Raw genomic sequence first — 17,349 nt, 5'->3', positions numbered from 1 at the left:
TCACCCCCTCGGCAAGATGCGTAGCGTCTGCTCGTCAAACAATGGCTCGTCCTGGCCGATGCGCACAAAAAGCAGGCTGTGCCCCTCACCCGCGGGCACCTCGAAATACTGCATGCCGTCAGGCATTTCACCCCAGTCGCCGCAGGGCGGTTCGGGAATCTCGTCGGAGCTGGCAAGTGCTTTCAGCTCTTTCGCATAGGCGGCGTCGGGGCTGAATGTGTAGCGTTTGACGCCGGCGGGTACCGTGCCCTCGGTGTAAGGCGCCAGCACACAGCGGGCGCTGACGGCCTTGTCGGTCTTTTCCAGGAACAGGCGCTGCAACGCAGCCTCGGCGGTTTCGCCAGGCTTGATGTCAAAGACCTCGACAAGAGGGTCAGCCGCGCCGCCGTCGCTGTATTTGATGGCGAGCGCTTTGCCGGCGAATTCGAAATGGATCTGGCGGAAGCCGAAATCGCAGCGCTGCGTCCAGGCGGCCAGCCCGACAGTTTTGTCAGACAATTTTTCCCAGGCGCATTTGTCGATGGGCGGGCGCGACGGGGCCGGCTCGTCCGCCATGGCTGGTATCGTCGCGGATGCAAGCAGGGCACTGGCCCAGATGGTCGATCGCACGCTATTCATCGCTGCATCCTGTTAAAATGAAGGCGTCCCAGGCCGAACCGCCTGGATTGGCATTGGCGAAATCGGCTCCTTCGGTGAAAGCCACGCCGAAACCGGGCAAGAGCAGCCCTCTCGGCGCCGGTGTCGCTTCGCGCGAATTCAACTGCTCGGCGCCGCCGCCGGTCAAGGCATAGACCTGGCCCTCCCATAGCCTGCACAATCCGCTACCGTCCTGCAGGCCGCCTTCCCGGTCGTCGTCGGTGCAGGCGTGGCGAATGGTGCCGAGCGGGAAAGAATTCTTGCCGTTGGTCCAGGTGATGTCGGCGGGCAGGCTCGTGCCGGTTTTGGGCACGGCCAGCGAAAACACTTCGGCCGTCAGCGCCGCCGGCTCGTTGGCGAGCGGCCGGAATTGCACGACGGCACCCGAGCGCGGCTCCTGATAGGTGGCGTGACTCAGGAGGCATTCTTTTGCCAAGGCCGCCTGCATCGGGCCGAGCAGGCCCAGGAGGAAAAAGGCCAGTATGCGGGTGATCATCCGATGTCTCTGGGAAAGCGTTGAGTCGGCCCGCACAGTCGCATCATTCACGCAAAAGCATAGCAAAATCCGGAACGGCGGCGTTTGTCCGCTCCTGGACAAAACTTGTCCACGCAAAATCCCACCAGCCTGTATGGTCGAGCGCACTGATCGAAGGAGTGGTGATGCGGCGTTTGGTGATGACGACGGCAATATCCGCATTCGCCGGTGGCTCCGCGCTGGCGGCGCCGCCTTATGTTGGGACATGGTCTACCGACAGGCTGAACTGCCACGCGGCTCCCGACATCCAACGCGAGACTGTGTTCACAGTGGACCAGGCGTCGCTGTCGTTCCCCGATCTCGGCTGCGAGCAGGCGACATTTCGCAAAAGCTCGACCGGCTGGGTGGTGCATGCCAGCCAATGCTACGGTTCCGACCCGTCGATCGAGGAGCCGTTCGCGCGTGTCATCCATATCGTCAGGCATGGGGCCACGCTGCGGTTCACCTGGCCTGGCTTCAACAGCGGACCGCTCGTCCGCTGTTGAAGGCGTCCGGCGCCTCAGACCAGGCCGACCAGAAAGGCGGCGCCACCGAGAAAGCCTGCCGAGCAGATCCATAACAGCCAGAGCCCCCGTACCCGGCATTCCAGCACCGCCGAGCCGGGGTTGGCGGGGGTCATAGTGGACGTCGACCTTGCTGCCTTCGACATACTGCCGTGCCTGGCCGCCGACGAGGCCGGGCAACGAAGCCGTCACGGTTCCGCCGAAGGTCACACGATCGGCGCTGTAGCGCTGGCCGGCGACGTCATAGGAGTAGACGATGCGGGATTTGAAGACGGTGCGCCAGCGACCATAGCCAGAATGGTTTCGGAGCGCCTGCAGGCCCGAGGCATCGATGCGGCCGGCAGTGACCGGCCATTTTGCCGCCTGCTCGGCCATCGATTTCTGGACGAAGCCCATGCGCAAGGCAAACAGGCCCATGAACAGCAGCAGCGCCGCCGCGCCGAGGTTTTGCGGCTTGGGCAAATGCGGCCTGATCGCCTCCAGGACGCCGCCGACGGAAAACACCAGCACCAGCGCGCCGACCACCAGCCCGGCCGAGAGCTGGATCATGAACTTGAAGGCGCCTTCGGGCATGGTGCGCTCGATCACGGCTTTGCTCGGATCGGCCGGATTGTAGAAGACAGTCACCTCCGCGCCGCGGGGAAACTGGGCAAGGGTTTCGGTGACTTCGAAATTCCCCAAATTCTCCTTCACGCTGTAGCGCGAGCTTTGAAATTTCTTGCCGCCAACCTTGTATTCGAAGGTGATCGCCGGAAAATTGCGCATTTCGGTCGTATCAGTGCTGTCCGAACCAACGCCCGAGCTTCTGACCTCGCGTGCCTCGACGCGCGACGAGATGATCTTTCCCGGCGTCGGCAGCCAGCGGCTGAGTGCCTTCACCTCTCGCCATTTCATGAAGGTGATGAACGACAGCGCGCCCGCGACCACGCAGGCAAAGCCGACAAGCATGATCTTGAGTTCCAACTCGTCTCCCCCCAGGAGTGCAGGAACCCGCACATAGACAGCATGGCGGCGGCAATGTCTTGTATTTTCGCAAATCTGAAAAGGCTGAGCAGCACAAACGGCAACAGCCCACGCCGCGTTATGCAGGCTTCACGGCCAGGAACGTGTTCCATTCTTCGCTATTGCGGCCGACGTTGAAATCGTCCCTGATGAGGACCAGCCCGGCGCCTTCGAGACGGGCGGCGAAGTCGTCCCTGCGCCAGTAGACCATGTGATATTCGCCTGATGTCTCGCCATCGCCATTGCGCATCGAGACGAGGAAGGCGCCGCCCGGGCGCAGCGACCCGGCTATCTTGGCAAGCACCTGGTCGGTCTGGTCGCGAGGCACGTGGATCAGGACGCATAGGGCAAGGACCGCGTCGTAGGGGCCGCCGAGATCATCGGTGATGAGATCGAGCAACTCGCCATGCTTACCACGCGCGGCCTGCAGCTCGAGAAACCGCTTGGTCGCGTCGGTGCGCCGAACCTTGACGCCCAAATTTTCCAGAAAATCCGCATCGTATCCGGCTCCGGACCCGACTTCCAAAATCCGACCGCCTGTGCCGGCGATTGCCACCAGGCGCTTGAGCGATGCCTGCTCCCTCTCGTTGGGAACATGGCGCACGATGGCATCATATTGTTCCGCATAATCCTCGTAAGCGCTGATCGTTTGACGGCTCTGTGCCAGAGCCTCCGATGACACACCCATCTTTTCCTCCCATGCGTCCTTGTTGGTCAAAGAGCCAGACACTTTCCTCAGCGAATGCTGCCGGCGGAAGCGTGTCCATCGAGCAGTCCGATATCGCGCTTGAAATGGTCCGACAGCGCACGCTGGTCAAGCAGGCCGCGTGAGCGGGTCGTGAAGGGAGCGGCGAAGAGGTCGAGGATCGGCGGACACCCGAGAAAGCGAACGACGCCAAGCCTGATAGCTTGTCTCAGTTGGCGTCGGCTACCGTCTGCCGGCCGCCGGCCCAGGCGCGCCATTGCCGTTCGTCGCCATGGAAGACATTGAGGTCTATACGGCCAGTGACGCCGTGCGACAGGCCGGAGCCGGAATACTGCCAGAACAGCCATTTGCGGCCGGGATAGACCTTTGACGGATGCTGGGCGACCGCACGCAGCCAAAACGGATAGTCGAGGAATTCGCCCCTGAGATTGTCGCGGTAGAAATCGGGCGCGGTGTAGATGATGGGCCGCTGGCCGTAATAGCGCTCCAGCTTGTCCATGAACACCTGCATCTTTTCCAGCACCTTTTCGCGCGACGGCCGCCGCTTGCAGCTGGACTCGCCGTTCCACTCGACGTCGATCACCGGCGGCAGCGCGCCTTCGACCCTGGGCACGTTGCGGATGAACCAGTCCGCCTGCTCGCCCGCAGTGCGGCACCAGTAGAAGAAATGGTAGGCGCCGCGCTTCAAGCCGGCGGCGTCGGCGTTGCGCCAGTTTTTCATGAACATCGGATCGAGGTGGTCGCCACCGTCGGTCGCCTTGATGTAGGCGAAGTTGGCGCCCTGCGCCCGCAGCTTGTCCCAGTTGACGTTGCCTTGCCAACGCGAGACGTCGACGCCGTGCACTGCAAGGCGGCGAGGCGAACCCTTGCCGAAATTGATCGGCTTGGCGTCGCGAAAACCGTAACGGGTGAGCGGCCCGGCAAGCATGGCCGGTGCCGCGCGCGTCAACAGCTTGGGCGGCGACACCAAGGCTGCCGGCTCGACCGGCAGCCCGCCGACATCAGGCACTTGGGGATCAGGCGCATCAGGTGCGGCAAACACCCCCGTCTCTTCCTCCTCCGCCAAGCCGAACGGGCGCGTTTTTTCCCCCGGACCGTTGTCAGACATGGGAGCCAATCCGGCCCTTGCCGCCCTGTTGCCCCTTGCCGCCGGAGCAGCGGCGATCGGTGCCGGCGGCCGGATCACGGAACTGGTGGTCTCGTTGGAGGGTTTCTGCAAATCCAGCGCATCGACGCCGGCCGTTGACGAGCAGCCGGCAAGGCATAGCGATACGATCAAAAAACTGACGACGCCCGGAATCCGCATCTGGACCTGTACTCAAAACACAACAGACCGAGGGCGAAACGACAGCCGACGGACAAACCGGATCAGTTATGAATGAGAAATTACCAATAAAGTTTGAATCAAGTTTTTTTCGCCATACCGCATGCGGGTAAGCGCGGTGGAAACTGGCTCAGGATTTCCTGAAGACGCCGATCATCGGCCCGAGATTCCAGTAGTCGTCTTTGCGGCCGATGGCAGGCGCAAACAGGCTGGATATCGTGCCGTCGAGGAACAGCGCGTTATCGCAACCGAGCGCGTCGCGGAAAAGCCGGGCGAAGGCATGGAAGGTCACCGTGCCATTCGAAATCGCAAAGACCGCGACGCCATCCTTTCGCACCCCGACACCGTCGCGGGTTTTCCGCGAAGTGCCGTCGGCCTGGAATTTCGGATGCAGCTTGCCGTCGATCACCAGCATCGGCCCCGATTGCGTCGCATAGTCGACGGTCGGGCGCCTCTTCACGAAGTCCCTGGTGGCGCGGACCGCGGCCCTGCCGTCGCGTATGTAGAAAATGCCGTTTGGCTGCAGGGAAAAGTTGCCGCTTCCCGAACCCGTTTTCACCGACGCCATCTCCTGGCCGCGCTCGACATAGAGACCGACCGGCGCGAGGTTCGGGTGATACATGCCGGCATTGATGCCGAACAGCATCGTGCGCCCGATCGCCTGTTGCGCGGCATGCAGATTGTGCAGCGACTGAAACGGCTTGCCCGCCGCATCCTTCCAGAACAGCTCGAGCTGATATCGTTTCGGATCGACCTCGCAAACGAGATAGCTGGTCGCCTCGAAGGTGAAGTCCCGGCATGGCGGCAGCGAGACAACCCACTGGCCGAACGACGCGCCAAGCGCCGCCACCGACGGCAGCGCCCCCTTGGCCATCGCCAGCAACAGTGGCACCGATTGCAGGAGGGTCAAAAAATCCATGTGCGTACCGGAATCGAAGTTCGAGGTCCGGTACGGATATAGCCCGTTTCAAGCGATACTGTGGAACTGCCTCAGACGAGCCATCCCATGGCGACGCTCGACAACAAGACGATGCCGAGCAGGCCGCGATAGATGACGAACGGCCAAGCCGAGAAACGCTCCAGCACGCGCATCAGCCCCCATATGGCGAAGAAGGCGGAGATCGACGCGACGACCAGCCCGACAGCAAGCACCGACCAGCCATGGGCGTCGAGATGGACCTTGTGCAGTTCCCAGAGTTCCTTGAGGCCGGCGAGCGCGATGGCAGGCAGCCCGAGCAGGAACGAGAAGCGCGCCGCTTCGGCCCGCTTGAAGCCGAGCCCCAGTGCCGCTGTCAGGGTCGAGCCCGAGCGCGAGACGCCGGGGACAAGCGCGCCGATCTGGGCGATACCGACGAGCAGCGCATCGGTCAGCGACGCATCGCCCATGCTGCGCCGGTGACGGGCAAAGATCTCGGCCAGCGCCAGCAGGATCGCCATGGCGATGCAGGCCCAGCCGATCACCGTCAGGCTACGCAGCGGCGAATTGCAGGCGTTGAGCAGGCCCGACAGCGCAACGCCGGCGATGACGATGGGGATCGTCGCCAGCACGATCCAGAGCGCCAGCTTGAAATGCCGGTCGGCGAAATCGCGTCGCGCCAGAGCGTCGAGCGATCCAAACAGGATATCCCTGACGTCGCTCCAGAAATAGCTGACCACCGCGGCAAGGGCCGCAAGCTGCATGGCGGCGGAGAAGGCGGAGCCAGGATCCTGCCAGCCGAGCACGGCCGGCACGATGCGCATATGGGCAGTCGAGGAAATTGGCAGCAGTTCCGTGATGCCTTGCACCACGCCGAGGAACGCCACCTTGGCGAACCCCAGGCCGACGAAGCCCGTGTCGAGGCCTTGGGTGCAGATATCGGCCAAAATCGAATTCCATGCATGAGAGATCGGAGTTGGGTGGACCGACCCAAGGTCAATCCCGGGCAAGCCTTATCGTCATGGGCCGGATAATCAATTTACGGATTTGTAAGCTGGCACGCCGAGGTGCACGCCGTTCGAAACCGGCCCACCTTGGGGCCGGCTTGAGGTACACAGGGAAAATCGCAAAGCGACTACGGGCAGAGCCAGAGTTTCTGGCATGTCCTGGCGATCACATGCGCCGGCGGCACTTCGGGCTCATCGGTCGAAGGCCGGCGAGCCCGTTCGAGCAGCATGCGCACCTGTTCGGGACGCACACGATCGCGCTCCATCACAAGCAGGACCATCGGATCGCTCAAAAGCTCGTCCAGGGTGCTGATGCTGTCGTTCATCCGTCGTCTCCTCGAATGCCGTACCCGCGACCCTTAAATAGGACGACAAAGATGGCTCGCCAATGACGCTTTGCCGGCTATCTCGTGTCGATTTGGATTAAATTTTGGCCATGCTTGCGCTCTTCCCTTCCCCTGGCGCTGCGCGTCGATCCACCTTCTTCCACAACAAGGGGAGAAGGGAAAAATTAGCCTGGCGGAGGGGCGCCTTCGTATTTCGGCAGGCCGTCATCAAGCACCAGCCAAGGCTGCTTCGAGGCCGTGAAAATATGCATTTGCGGCTTGAAAACCGTGGGATCGTCGAGCGAACCGGTGGTGATGCCGATAATGCCTGCGGAATCACGTCGGGAGAACAGCGTTGTGCCGCAGCTCGGGCAAAAGCCGCGCTTGAGATCCGGTGAAGAGCCTATAGTCGCCAGCGGCCCATCGATCGTCACGTCCTCGATGCGAAACAGCACGCGTGCGTTGAAGGCGGCGCCGATCGCCTTCTGGCAAAGCCGGCAGTGGCAGACGCGTTCGTTGATGGGAGCCGCGTCCGCGCGGTAGCGCACCGCCTTGCACAGGCATCCGCCCTCATATCTTGCCATTGTCTGGATCCACTGGTGGGAGAGAATAGGCGCGCAACGTATCGGCGGGGCCGATTGGGTCAATTGAAAAGCTTTGATGCAATGTCATCGCTTGTGCTGATGCGAGTTGGGATGAAGCCATGACGCCGAAAGCCGTCATGGAGCCACGGAATGCCGGCTGCCCGCCAACAGCCGGCGGTTTTGGCGTTCACTCCATTTCGCCGACGACCTCGTCCCAGGTCTTGACCTTGGTCTGGCCGTTTAGGAACGGCAGCGCGGCGGCCGTCAGCTCCGGGGCGAAGAAGACGTCGTAATGGGTGCGGTTGGGCAGGATCGCCAGTCGGTTCTGCGACAGGTTCTCGCGCATCCAGCCCGCATCTTTCAGACCGCCGCCGAGCATCTGGTAGAACTTGATCTCGTGCTCGGGCTTGTACATATCGCTGTCGCCATAGGCCAGCATGACCGGCATTTTCAGCTTGGCGACATCGGCCGAGTAATCGCGGTGCTGACGCATGAAGCCGCCCAGCGCATCGAGGAGCTTCGGGAACTCCTCCGGATGCGGCGCCACCGCGACGTAGGATTTGTACATCGGCGTGTCCTTCATGAACTCAGCCGCGGCTGCGCTCACCTGTGCCTGCTGCGGACGCATCTCGTCATAGAAGCCGTCCGTGGCGTAGCCGGTCGATACCAAGACGAGGCGGCGCACCGCTTCGGGATGCTGGACGGCCATGCGGAAGGCGACGCCGCCGCCCAGCGAATAGCCCATGACATCGACCTGGCTGTAACCGAGCGCCTTGACGATGGCGGCCATGTCGTCGCCCATCGCCTCCACGGTGAATGGTCGGTCACCCAGCGCGGTGCGGCCGTGACCCTGCAGGTCGACGCCGATGACGGTGCGGTTTTCGGCAAGTTTCGGCAGGATCGGCGCGAACATGTCCGTGGTGCCAAGACCACCATGCAGCAGAAGCAGCGGCTCGCCCTTGCCATAGATCGCATAGTAGTAGTTCAGGCCGTTGATCGTCAGAAGGCCGGACTTTTCCGGCTTCGGCAGTGCATTCGTTTCAGTCGTCATGGCAGGTTTTGTCTCCTCTGCATTGGTGATGCCCGGGCAGGCAAGCAGTGCTGCGGCCGAAGCAAAAATGGCGAAAAACAGGGTTTTGAACATATCGATCTCCTCTCCTGTCGATATCAAGGCGTTATGCGGATCAAAGCGTTTTGGCGAGTTCTTCGAGCTGGTCGGCGCACTGTCCCCAGCCCTCGTGGAACCCCATCTTCTCATGCTGTTCGCGGTCGGCGACGCTCCAGTGCCTGACCCGAGCGATGTAGCGGGTCTTGCCGTTGCCCTCGTCCTCGAAGGTCAGCGCGACGGTCATGAACGGCTTTTCCGAAGGCTGCCAAGCCTCAGTGTAGGCGTCGGTGAGGACGATCTTCCTGCCGGCAACGACTTCGAGGAAGACACCTGGGTTGGGGAACTCGTTGCCGTCCGGGCTGGCCATGACGACAAGGCTCGAGCCACCGGCGCGCACATCCATCTCCGCGCGCGGCGTCGTCCACGGTTTTGGAGAGAACCAGCGCGTGATCAGTTTCGGATCGGTCCAGCAGCGATAGACGTTCTCGCGCGGCGCATCGATGATGCGGGCGAGAACCAGTTCGCGGTCGTTGGTGGGGGCGATGTCGAGCTTGGTGGTCATGATGGCGTCCTGCGTTTGATCTGGCTTCCGTCCCAAGGACGAGCCGATGAACCGCAAGCCGACATCGGCCAGCGAAAATTTTGCGACACCGTTTCGATTGACCCGAGGCGTCACTCACCTTCGTCATCCACGGGCGGAGCAGGAACGCAGCTCCGTCGCGGAGACCCGAGGATGACAAACTGATCGATGGGCCAAAGCCTCAGTGGCGCTTGGCTTGCACCAGATAGGCCTCGATCTCGGTCTCGCCGAGCCACTTTGCCGCTTCCAGCCGGTGCAGGCCTTCGACGAGGATGTGGCGCTTGCCGTCATGGCGGACCTGGATCGGCGTCTTCATGCCGTTTTCCAGAATGTCCTCGGCGAGATGGCGGACGGTCTCGGGATGCAGCGTCTTCTTGCGCGCCGTCGGCACGTAGATCTCGTCGACCTTGACCTTTTGCACTCTGAGCATGCCGACCCCCGTGGCGGAAACGCCGCCAACCCTGAGATAGTCCGTTGATGGAGGCGGCCAAGGGTGCGGCTAACGAATACGAAGTCCGAAGGCCATTCTCGGTTCGAAGATGCCAGGGACAGCAGATCGTTTGCCTGTCGTCGCGCGTTTCGATATTGCGTCTGCGCGATCGTCGAGGGCCACGGAGCAAATCCCCATGAGCAAATCTCTCGTCACCTTTGTCGGCGTCGCTCATCCCTGGATGTGCGACGTGATGGGGCACGTGAATGTGCGTCACTACGCGGCGATGTTCGATGATGCCAGCTTCCAGCTTCTCGGCCATATCGCCGGACAGGACGACAACCAGGCGTCGCAGATCGGATGGGCCGACGTGCGCACCGAAATCGACTATCGGCATGAAACGAAAGCCGGTGCGCTCATCACCATCCACTCGCATGTCGTGAAGATCGGCCGCACCTCCATCACCTTCGAACAGGTGATGTTGGGCTCGCTCGACGGCATTGTCCGCGCATCGAGCCGGACGACAAGCGTGCGCTTCGACCTTGCCGCGCGCGCCTCGGTCGCTCTGGACGAGCCGATGCGCGACCGCTCTTCGGCCTTCCTGATCGAATAAGCCTGTCTCCGCCCGTCAGCCTATGTAGATGCGGTCCTCGAGGGGCGTGTCGGCAATCAGCATCTGCAGCCCTGACAGCAGCGCCTTCTCGGCGCGGTTCATCACCTTGTCCGGATTGACCAGCAGGAAGATGTCGATGGCCGGCGGCGCGTCATAGGGCGGCAGCCGCCACAGCATTCCATCCGCCACGTCCCGCCGCGCGACGTGCAGCGGCAGCGGCCCAATGCCCAACCCGGCGACGATCATGCGCCGCACCTCTTCCAGGCTCGAGGACACGCCGACGACATCGGCGTTGAGCCGGGCCTCGCTGCGCAACAGCGCGACCGGCCGCAACGCATCCGAGATATGGTCGGTCTGGAACGATACCGAGGGCTCGCCCCGGAGATCGGTCAGCGTCAGCCCGGTTTGCCCGTAAAGCCTGTGCTGCGGCCCACAGAAGAAGCCGAAGAACTCGCGGTAGACCATCGCATATTCCAGCGCCGGATCGCGCTGGCTGACCAGGCAGATGCCGAAGGAAGCACGCCGCTCCCTCACCTGCTTGGCGACTTCGGTGCTTGCTGCGACTGAAATGGTGATGCTGGCGTGCGGGTAGTTGCTGTGGAACTCGGACAGCGCCTGATCAAAGAGCGGCGAGACGACATGGCTTGCCGTCGCGATCATCACATGGCCGGTAACATCGTCGCTGATGCCGCGCATCAGCAGCGGCAACTGCGATATGGTGCCGAACACCTCGACGCTCTGCTCGTAGAGAAGCCGCCCGACCTCGGTCAGTTCGAAGCGCGTCGCGTCGCGCTCGACCAGACGCCGGCCCACCCGGTCCTCCAGCCGCCGCAGAGCATTGCTGACGCTGGGTTGCTTGAGGTTCAGTCGCTCCGCAGCTCGCGTGATGCCCTTCACCTCCGCGATGACGACGAATGTCCGCAGAAGGTTCCAGTCGAGATCCCAGACCAGTCGTTCGGGGCGTGGAAGTGCCATTCCTGATATCTATGCTCTCTATTCCCATTATCTATTTGCGCAATGATGCCGCAAAGGCAATCATTGATGACAGGAAAGCGTCTGCACGCCTCCCAAGAACAAACCTTGCGCGCCATCCAGAGGAGAGGAAATCAGATGAACAGAGTATTTTCCGGCATCGCCGTTGCGGCCCTGCTGCTTGCGTCGACCTTCAGTGCCGTTTCGGCCAGGGCCGACGACCTCGAAAAGATCAAGGCGGCGGGCGAGCTGAAGATTTCCATGAGCGGTCAGTATCCGCCCTTCAACTTCGTCAACGACCAGAATGAAGTCGTCGGTTTCGACGCCGATATCGGCAAGGCCATCGCCGAGCGCATCGGTGTCAAGGGCACCATCATCACCACGGCCTGGGACGGCATCATTGCCGGCCTGCTCGCCAACAAATACGACACCGTCGTTGGCTCGATGACGATCACGCCTGAGCGTGAAAAGGTGGTCGATTTCGTCGGGCCTTACTACCACGCCGGCCGCGCCGTTTTCGTCAGCGAGCAGTCGAAAGTGCAGAGCCTCGACGACCTCAAGGGCAAGACCATTGGCGTGACGCTGGGCGAGACGCATGAGAAATGGGCGCGCGAAAAGGGCGGCTGGGATATCCGTACCTACAAGGGCCTGCCGGAACTGCTGCTGGAACTGAGGGCCGGCCGCGTCGACGCGATAGTCGTCGACAACATTCCGGTCATGGTTGCCGTCAAGGAGACGGGCGAGAAGGTTCGCAAGCTCAACACGCCCGATATCGAAGGCGGCGCTGTTGCCATCGGCATCGCTATCCGCAAGGACAATCCGGAGCTCAAGGCTGCGATGCAGAAGGCGCTGGACGACATGCTGGCGGACGGCAGCTACGAAAAGATCTCGATGAAGTGGGTCGGCAGCGACATCCGCTGATCTCTCCTGGCTTCAGGCGACCAAAGCCGCCTGAAGCCGAGCGTTACTCCTGCTGGACCCTTTCATGGATTTCTCCTTGATGCAGCGCGTCTTCCCGTTCTTCGTGGAGGCCGCCTTGGTGACGATCGAGATCACGGTGTTGGCCCTGATCCTGGGCCTCGCGGCTGCTTCATTGGCCGCGGCCGCCAAGATGTCGAAATCGGCAATCCTGCGGACCATCGGCACGCTCTATGTCAGCCTGTTTCGCGGCACGCCGTGCCTGATCCAGCTCTTCGTGCTCTACTTCGGCGGCCCGCAGATCGGCATCAATCTGGAGCCGTTCGCCGCTGGCGTTATCGGCCTCGGTCTAAACATCGGCGCCTATATGGCGGAATCGATCCGTGGTGCGCTGGTCGCGGTCGACAGGGGCCAGACGGAGGCCGCCCGCACAATAGGCTTCAGCCGTTTCCAGACCTTGCGCAAGGTCGTGCTGCCGCAGGCCGCACGGCTGATGATCCGGCCGCTCGGGGTCAATACGGTTGCTTTGTTGAAGGGATCAGCACTTGTGTCGACCATTTCAGTCGTCGAACTGACCTACACCGCCCAGCGCTTCATCGGCTCCACCTACAAGCCGTTCGAGATATTCGGCGTTGCAGCCCTGCTCTACATGATCATGGTCTACGCGGTTGCGCGGGTCGTCGACCTGCTCGACAAACGCTTCGCCATCGTCTGACCGGAGAGCACGATGCAAGGTTTGGATTTCACCGTCGTCGCGCCCTACTGGGACCTTCTGTTGATTGGTGCCTGGTGGACGGCGGTGCTGACGGTCTCGGCGGGCGCACTCAGCTTCGTCGGCGGCATCCTGTTCGCGGTCATCGTGCTCTACGCTCCGAAGATCGTCGCCTATCCCGTGCGCGCCCTCATGTGGGTGTTCATGGGTACGCCGCTGCTGTTGCAACTGTTCCTGATCTATTTTGGCCTGGTGCAGATCGGCATCGACATTCCTGCCCTTGCCGCCGGCATTGTTGGGCTCGGCCTGCACTTTGCCGTCTACAATGCCGACATCATCCGCGCCGGCATCGTGGCCGTCGATGTTGGCCAGACGGAGGGTGCGCGCAGCATCGGCTTCGGCAAGTGGCAGACGCTGCGCCATGTCGTGATACCGCAAGCCATCCGCAACACGGCACCACCGATCGGCGGCAATCTGATCGCGCTGTTGAAGGAATCCTCGATCGTCTCGGTCATCGGCATCGCCGAGTTGGTCCATTCGGCCCAGCTGGCGATCAGCGAAACGTTCCGCCCGTTCGAGTTCTACATCACCGCAGCGGCGCTTTATTACATTCTCAATCTTGTGCTCGAGGCGGCTTTGCGTCGGTTTGAAAGACATGTGGAGGTTTCCCGATGAGCACGCAGCGGCCAATGGTCGAGGTTCGCGGCGCGCGCAAATCGTTTGGCGCCGTCGAGGTTCTCAAAGGCATAGGCCTGTCGGTCGATCGCGGGCAGATCGTCGCCATCATCGGCCCGAGTGGCTCCGGCAAGAGCACGCTGCTGCGCTCCATCAACCATTTGGAATCCCTGGACTCCGGTGAAGTCTGGCTCGACGGCGTGCAGGTCAACCAGAAGCTGCACGGCCATGCCTTCGAGCGGCACATCAACAAGGTGCGCCAGCAGATGGGCATGGTGTTTCAGCACTTCAATCTGTTCCCGCATCTGACTGTGATCGAGAACATTTCCATGGGACCGATCATCCTAAAAGGCATGACCAAAAGTGACGCGCATGCGCTGGCGCATAGCCTTTTGTCCAAGGTCGGGCTCGCCGACAAGATCGACGCCTACCCCTCGCGGCTTTCGGGCGGCCAGAAGCAGCGTGTGGCCATTGCCCGTGCGCTGGCGATGCAGCCCAAGGTGATGCTGTTCGACGAAGCCACCTCGGCGCTCGATCCGGAACTGGTCGACGAGGTCAATGCGGTGATGAAACAGCTTGCCGCCGAACACATGACCATGCTCATCGTAACGCATGAGATGCGCTTTGCCGGCGAAGTGGCCGACAGGGTGCTGTTCATGGATGGCGGCGTGATCGTCGAGGAAGGCCCGCCCGGCGACATGTTCCGCGCGCCGCAGAAGGACCGCACGCGCAGCTTCCTCAAGAAATATCTTTCCGCCTGAGGATGACCATGACCAGCCCAAACACGGAATTCCCCGATTTCGGACTGACGCCGGAGCAGCGCCGCCACGCGGTGCGCGGCCACTATTACGAGTGGCCAGGCATGGATGGCGAGCGCGGCGAGATCTGGTGCTACAGCGACCGGTTTTCCTATCGCGCCGGCGAAACGGTGGCTTTGCATGTCAGTTCGACAGCTGCGACGTTCGGCATCACAATCACCCGAGATGGCGGCAGCGAAAACAAAGTATTCGAGAAATCGGGCATCGCGGCACGCTGGCAGGACACACCCGACCAGTGTTCGGCTGAAGGCTGCGGTTGGGACCCATCCTTCGAATTTCGCGTCGGAGCGGGCTGGCCGTCCGGCGCCTATCGGGTCACGCTGACCGCCGACGGGCTCGACGGCAAGCCGATCCAATGCCACCATATTTTCATCGTCTGCCCGCAGCCGGGCCGCAAACCTGGCCGCGTGCTCCAGGTGGCGGCGACAGGCACATGGCTGGCCTACAACACCTGGGGCGGCTCCAACCACTATCAGGGCATCACCGGGCCGGATCGCAACCAGTATTCGCCCATCGTCTCGACGCAGCGCCCCTGGTGCCGTGGCTTCGTCGTGCTGCCCAAGGATGCGCCGCGTGTGCCGCTGGAGGTCGCTGTGCCGCCGAAGACCGTGCCGCGCTATCCGCACATGGAGTGGGCGCTCGCCACCGGCCATTCGAAGAAATACGCTTCGTCCGGCTGGGCCAGCTACGACAGCCATTTTTTCCGCTTCGCCGAGCGGGCCGGCTATCAAGTCGATCTCGCCAGCCAGCATGATCTGCATTTTTCGCCGGAAATTCTCGACGGCTATGACTGCGCCGTGTTCGTCGGCCATGACGAATACTGGACCTGGGAAATGCGCGATGCCGTCGACGCCTATGTGACCCGCGGCGGCCATGCGGCGCGCTTTGCCGGCAATTTCATGTGGCAGACGCGGTTCGAAGACGAGGGCCGCCGGCAGGTCTGCTACAAATATCGCTCGCGTGCCGAAGATCCGGCCTATCTCCCAGACGGCGACGTCACCCGTGCCACCAATTCCTGGGAGGCGCCGGAAATCGGCCGGCCGGGTTCGGCGACCTTCGGGCTCAACGCGACGCGCGGTGTCTATGCCGGCTGGGGCGGCTGTGCACCGCGCGGCGTGCGTGGTTTCCCGGTCTACCGGCCCGAGCATTGGGCCTTCGCCGGCACCGGCATCTACTATGGCGACCTGCTGGGCGCGGACAGCCATGTCTATGGCTATGAGGTCGACGGGCTCGACTTCGAGATACGCGGCGGCCTGCCCTACCCGACTGCGACCAGCGGCGCGCCAGATGGCCTGCAGGTTCTCGCCGTCGGCATGGCCTCCCAGGTCGAGGAAAGCGCCGATATCCCGATCGAGGACCAGTTCCTCACCGACGAAGACGGCCGCTTCACCGCCGAAACGCTGTTTGGCGAGGCGAGCGACGCCAATCTGGAAAAGGTCAAACGCGGCAACGGCATGATCGTCAATTTCCCGCGCGGCAAGGGCGAGGTATTCCATGCCGGAAGCTGCGAATGGGTCGCCGGCCTGCTAAGACAGGACCCGATGGTCGAACGCGTCACGAAAAATGTCCTCGATCGTTACCTCGGAAAGCCCTGACATGTCGAAAGTCCAATCCGCCGTTCAAGAAACCGAAGCCCGGCGAGACTCGCATCTGTTCTATCTGTCCAGCCTGCGCCGGCCGCTGATCGACCGCGCCGAAGGCATCTACATGTGGACGCAGGACGGCCGCCGCTTCATCGATGGCTCGAGCGGCCCGATGGTGGCCAATATCGGCCATTCCAATCGCAATGTGCTCGACGCCATGAAGCGGCAGATGGACCGCGCCACCTTCGCCTATCGGCTGCATTTCGAGAACGAGCCGGCGGAGGAGTTGGCGCGGGAGTTGGCCGGCAAGCTGCCGGAGGGCATGGACCGCATCTTCTTCGTCTCCGGTGGCTCGGAGGCGACGGAATCCTGCATCAAGCTGGCGCGGCAATGGGCGGTCGCCACCGGCCAGGCCAGCCGCTGGAAGGTGATCACGCGTTTCCCCTCCTATCATGGCGGCACGTTGGGTTCGCTCTCGATCACCGGCGACGATGCGCTGGCCGAAACGTTCGAGCCGATGATGCGGGTGATGCCAACCGTGCCGGCGCCGAATGCCTGGCGCGACCGCGACAATCTCTCGATTGAGCAGCGCGGCATCCGCTATGCCGACATGCTGGAGGAGAAGATTCTTGCGGAAGGCCCGGACAGCGTGGTTGCCTTCATCATGGAGCCGATCGGCGGCGCTGCGACCTCAGCCCTGGTTGCGCCCGACAGCTACTATCCGCGCATCCGCGAGATCTGCGACCGCTACGGCATCCTGCTCATCCATGACGAAGTCATGAGCGGTGCCGGCCGCACCGGCAAATTCCTCGGCGGCGATCACTGGAACTGCAAGCCAGACATCGTCGCCTTGTCGAAGGGGCTGGGCTCCGGATATGCGCCGCTTGGCGCACTCGCCGCACCGATGCGGCTGGTGCAGCCGTTGCTCGCCTCCGGCGGCTTCCAGCACGGCCACACCTATGCCGGCAATCCGCTGGCCTGTGCCGCCGGCCTGGCTGTGCTCGGCGAAATGGACCGGCTCGACCTGATCGCCAATGCGGCAGCCATGGGCGACGTGCTGATGGACGGGCTTAAAGGCCTGGCGAAGCGGTTTCCGTTCCTTGCCGACGTGCGTGGCAAGGGCCTGCTCACCGGCGCCCAGATGGTCGCCGATCCCGAGACCCTAAAACCGATCGACCAGAACAAGAAAGCCACGCAGCGGCTGCTCGACCTCGCCTATGAACGCGGGCTGATCATCTATGGCCGCAGGGTCAAGGGCGGCGTCGACGGCGACAATTTCATGGTCGCGCCACCGATGATCGTCACGGCCGAGCAGGTCGGCGAGATCATCTCCATCATCGGTGACTCGCTGGAGGTTCTGGCCGCCGAGCTCGACCTGCCGGTCGGAGGCCAGGGGTAAGA

General features: G+C 62.5%; 21 protein-coding genes. 8 read left to right on the top strand and 13 right to left on the bottom strand.

The features are described 5' to 3' along the window. From P3C39_RS27845 to P3C39_RS27825, 5 genes are all read right to left on the bottom strand, one after another. Positions 1–498 carry a hypothetical protein gene (locus P3C39_RS27845; protein ID WP_275954633.1) on the bottom strand — a complete coding sequence of 166 codons (498 nt, stop codon included), beginning with the start codon at positions 496–498 and terminating at the stop codon, positions 1–3. Between the two features lie 112 nt (positions 499–610). After that, positions 611–1,132 (bottom strand): hypothetical protein, encoded by a 522-nt coding sequence (locus P3C39_RS27840; RefSeq protein WP_027162628.1) that lies wholly within the window; start codon positions 1,130–1,132, stop codon positions 611–613. Between the two features lie 47 nt (positions 1,133–1,179). Then, positions 1,180–2,637 carry a DUF3592 domain-containing protein gene (locus tag P3C39_RS27835; RefSeq protein ID WP_275954634.1) on the bottom strand — a complete coding sequence of 486 codons (1,458 nt, stop codon included), beginning with the start codon at positions 2,635–2,637 and terminating at the stop codon, positions 1,180–1,182. Positions 2,638–2,755: 118 nt separating this feature from the next. Next, positions 2,756–3,364, bottom strand: coding sequence for a class I SAM-dependent methyltransferase (locus P3C39_RS27830; RefSeq protein ID WP_013532083.1), 609 nt, complete (start codon positions 3,362–3,364; stop codon positions 2,756–2,758). A gap of 226 nt (positions 3,365–3,590) precedes the next feature. Next, positions 3,591–4,490 carry a GH25 family lysozyme gene (locus P3C39_RS27825; RefSeq protein WP_224672924.1) on the bottom strand — a complete coding sequence of 300 codons (900 nt, stop codon included), beginning with the start codon at positions 4,488–4,490 and terminating at the stop codon, positions 3,591–3,593. Here P3C39_RS27825 and P3C39_RS27820 point away from each other — a divergent pair. Beyond that, on the top strand, positions 4,489–4,764 hold the full coding sequence (locus P3C39_RS27820; RefSeq protein ID WP_275954635.1) for a hypothetical protein: 276 nt from the start codon (positions 4,489–4,491) through the stop codon (positions 4,762–4,764). The two genes, P3C39_RS27825 and P3C39_RS27820, sit on opposite strands and share 2 nt — an antisense overlap. A 72-nt stretch (positions 4,765–4,836) precedes the next feature. On the opposite strand, the gene P3C39_RS27815 is transcribed toward P3C39_RS27820, so the two are convergent. The 7 genes from P3C39_RS27815 to P3C39_RS27785 form a co-directional block, all read right to left on the bottom strand. After that, positions 4,837–5,625 (bottom strand): phosphodiester glycosidase family protein, encoded by a 789-nt coding sequence (locus tag P3C39_RS27815; protein WP_013532085.1) that lies wholly within the window; start codon positions 5,623–5,625, stop codon positions 4,837–4,839. A 71-nt stretch (positions 5,626–5,696) separates the two neighbouring features. Further along, complete coding sequence (locus P3C39_RS27810; protein ID WP_013532086.1) at positions 5,697–6,569, bottom strand: undecaprenyl-diphosphate phosphatase; 873 nt, start codon at positions 6,567–6,569, stop codon at positions 5,697–5,699. 188 nt (positions 6,570–6,757) lie between these two features. Continuing rightward, positions 6,758–6,955, bottom strand: a complete 198-nt coding sequence (locus P3C39_RS27805) for a hypothetical protein (protein ID WP_013532087.1) — start codon at positions 6,953–6,955, stop codon at positions 6,758–6,760. Between the two features lie 185 nt (positions 6,956–7,140). Next, entirely contained in the window at positions 7,141–7,539 is a 399-nt protein-coding gene (locus P3C39_RS27800; protein ID WP_013532088.1) for a GFA family protein, read from the bottom strand. Positions 7,540–7,726: 187 nt separating this feature from the next. After that, on the bottom strand, positions 7,727–8,683 hold the full coding sequence (locus P3C39_RS27795) for an alpha/beta hydrolase (RefSeq protein ID WP_275954636.1): 957 nt from the start codon (positions 8,681–8,683) through the stop codon (positions 7,727–7,729). Positions 8,684–8,723: 40 nt separating this feature from the next. Beyond that, positions 8,724–9,209, bottom strand: a complete 486-nt coding sequence (locus P3C39_RS27790) for an SRPBCC family protein (protein WP_024504356.1) — start codon at positions 9,207–9,209, stop codon at positions 8,724–8,726. Positions 9,210–9,408: 199 nt separating this feature from the next. Continuing rightward, a complete protein-coding gene (locus P3C39_RS27785) occupies positions 9,409–9,657 on the bottom strand; it encodes a ParB N-terminal domain-containing protein (RefSeq protein WP_013532091.1) in 249 nt (82 codons plus the stop codon). Positions 9,658–9,853: 196 nt separating this feature from the next. Here P3C39_RS27785 and P3C39_RS27780 point away from each other — a divergent pair, with 196 nt between their 5' ends. Then, positions 9,854–10,270 (top strand): acyl-CoA thioesterase, encoded by a 417-nt coding sequence (locus tag P3C39_RS27780; protein WP_027162634.1) that lies wholly within the window; start codon positions 9,854–9,856, stop codon positions 10,268–10,270. A 15-nt stretch (positions 10,271–10,285) separates the two neighbouring features. On the opposite strand, the gene P3C39_RS27775 is transcribed toward P3C39_RS27780, so the two are convergent. Continuing rightward, positions 10,286–11,245: a LysR family transcriptional regulator gene (locus tag P3C39_RS27775; RefSeq protein WP_275954637.1), complete on the bottom strand. Its 960-nt coding sequence runs from the start codon at positions 11,243–11,245 to the stop codon at positions 10,286–10,288. Positions 11,246–11,380: 135 nt separating this feature from the next. Between P3C39_RS27775 and P3C39_RS27770 the strand changes: the two genes are divergently transcribed. The 6 genes from P3C39_RS27770 to P3C39_RS27745 all read left to right on the top strand — a co-directional run bounded on the left by P3C39_RS27770 (position 11,381) and on the right by P3C39_RS27745 (position 17,347). Beyond that, on the top strand, positions 11,381–12,163 hold the full coding sequence (locus P3C39_RS27770; RefSeq protein ID WP_224619583.1) for an ABC transporter substrate-binding protein: 783 nt from the start codon (positions 11,381–11,383) through the stop codon (positions 12,161–12,163). 64 nt (positions 12,164–12,227) lie between these two features. Further along, positions 12,228–12,875, top strand: a complete 648-nt coding sequence (locus P3C39_RS27765) for an amino acid ABC transporter permease (RefSeq protein WP_063171988.1) — start codon at positions 12,228–12,230, stop codon at positions 12,873–12,875. A gap of 12 nt (positions 12,876–12,887) precedes the next feature. After that, the gene (locus tag P3C39_RS27760) at positions 12,888–13,547 is read left to right on the top strand and encodes an amino acid ABC transporter permease (RefSeq protein ID WP_013532096.1); all 660 of its coding nucleotides are present in this window, start codon (positions 12,888–12,890) and stop codon (positions 13,545–13,547) included. Then, positions 13,544–14,308, top strand: coding sequence for an amino acid ABC transporter ATP-binding protein (locus P3C39_RS27755; RefSeq protein WP_013532097.1), 765 nt, complete (start codon positions 13,544–13,546; stop codon positions 14,306–14,308). Before P3C39_RS27760 ends, P3C39_RS27755 begins: the two co-directional genes overlap by 4 nt. A gap of 8 nt (positions 14,309–14,316) precedes the next feature. Continuing rightward, positions 14,317–15,960, top strand: coding sequence for a N,N-dimethylformamidase beta subunit family domain-containing protein (locus P3C39_RS27750; RefSeq protein ID WP_063170215.1), 1,644 nt, complete (start codon positions 14,317–14,319; stop codon positions 15,958–15,960). A 1-nt stretch (position 15,961) separates the two neighbouring features. Beyond that, on the top strand, positions 15,962–17,347 hold the full coding sequence (locus P3C39_RS27745; RefSeq protein ID WP_224672931.1) for an aspartate aminotransferase family protein: 1,386 nt from the start codon (positions 15,962–15,964) through the stop codon (positions 17,345–17,347). The last annotated feature ends 2 nt before the right edge of the window (positions 17,348–17,349 follow it).

The sequence above is a fragment of the Mesorhizobium sp. XAP4 genome (assembly GCF_029269325.1).
GTDB lineage: Bacteria > Pseudomonadota > Alphaproteobacteria > Rhizobiales > Rhizobiaceae > Mesorhizobium > Mesorhizobium ciceri.
The sequence above is the reverse complement of the archived record's forward strand: the minus strand, read 5'-3'. Positions and strand labels throughout refer to the sequence as shown.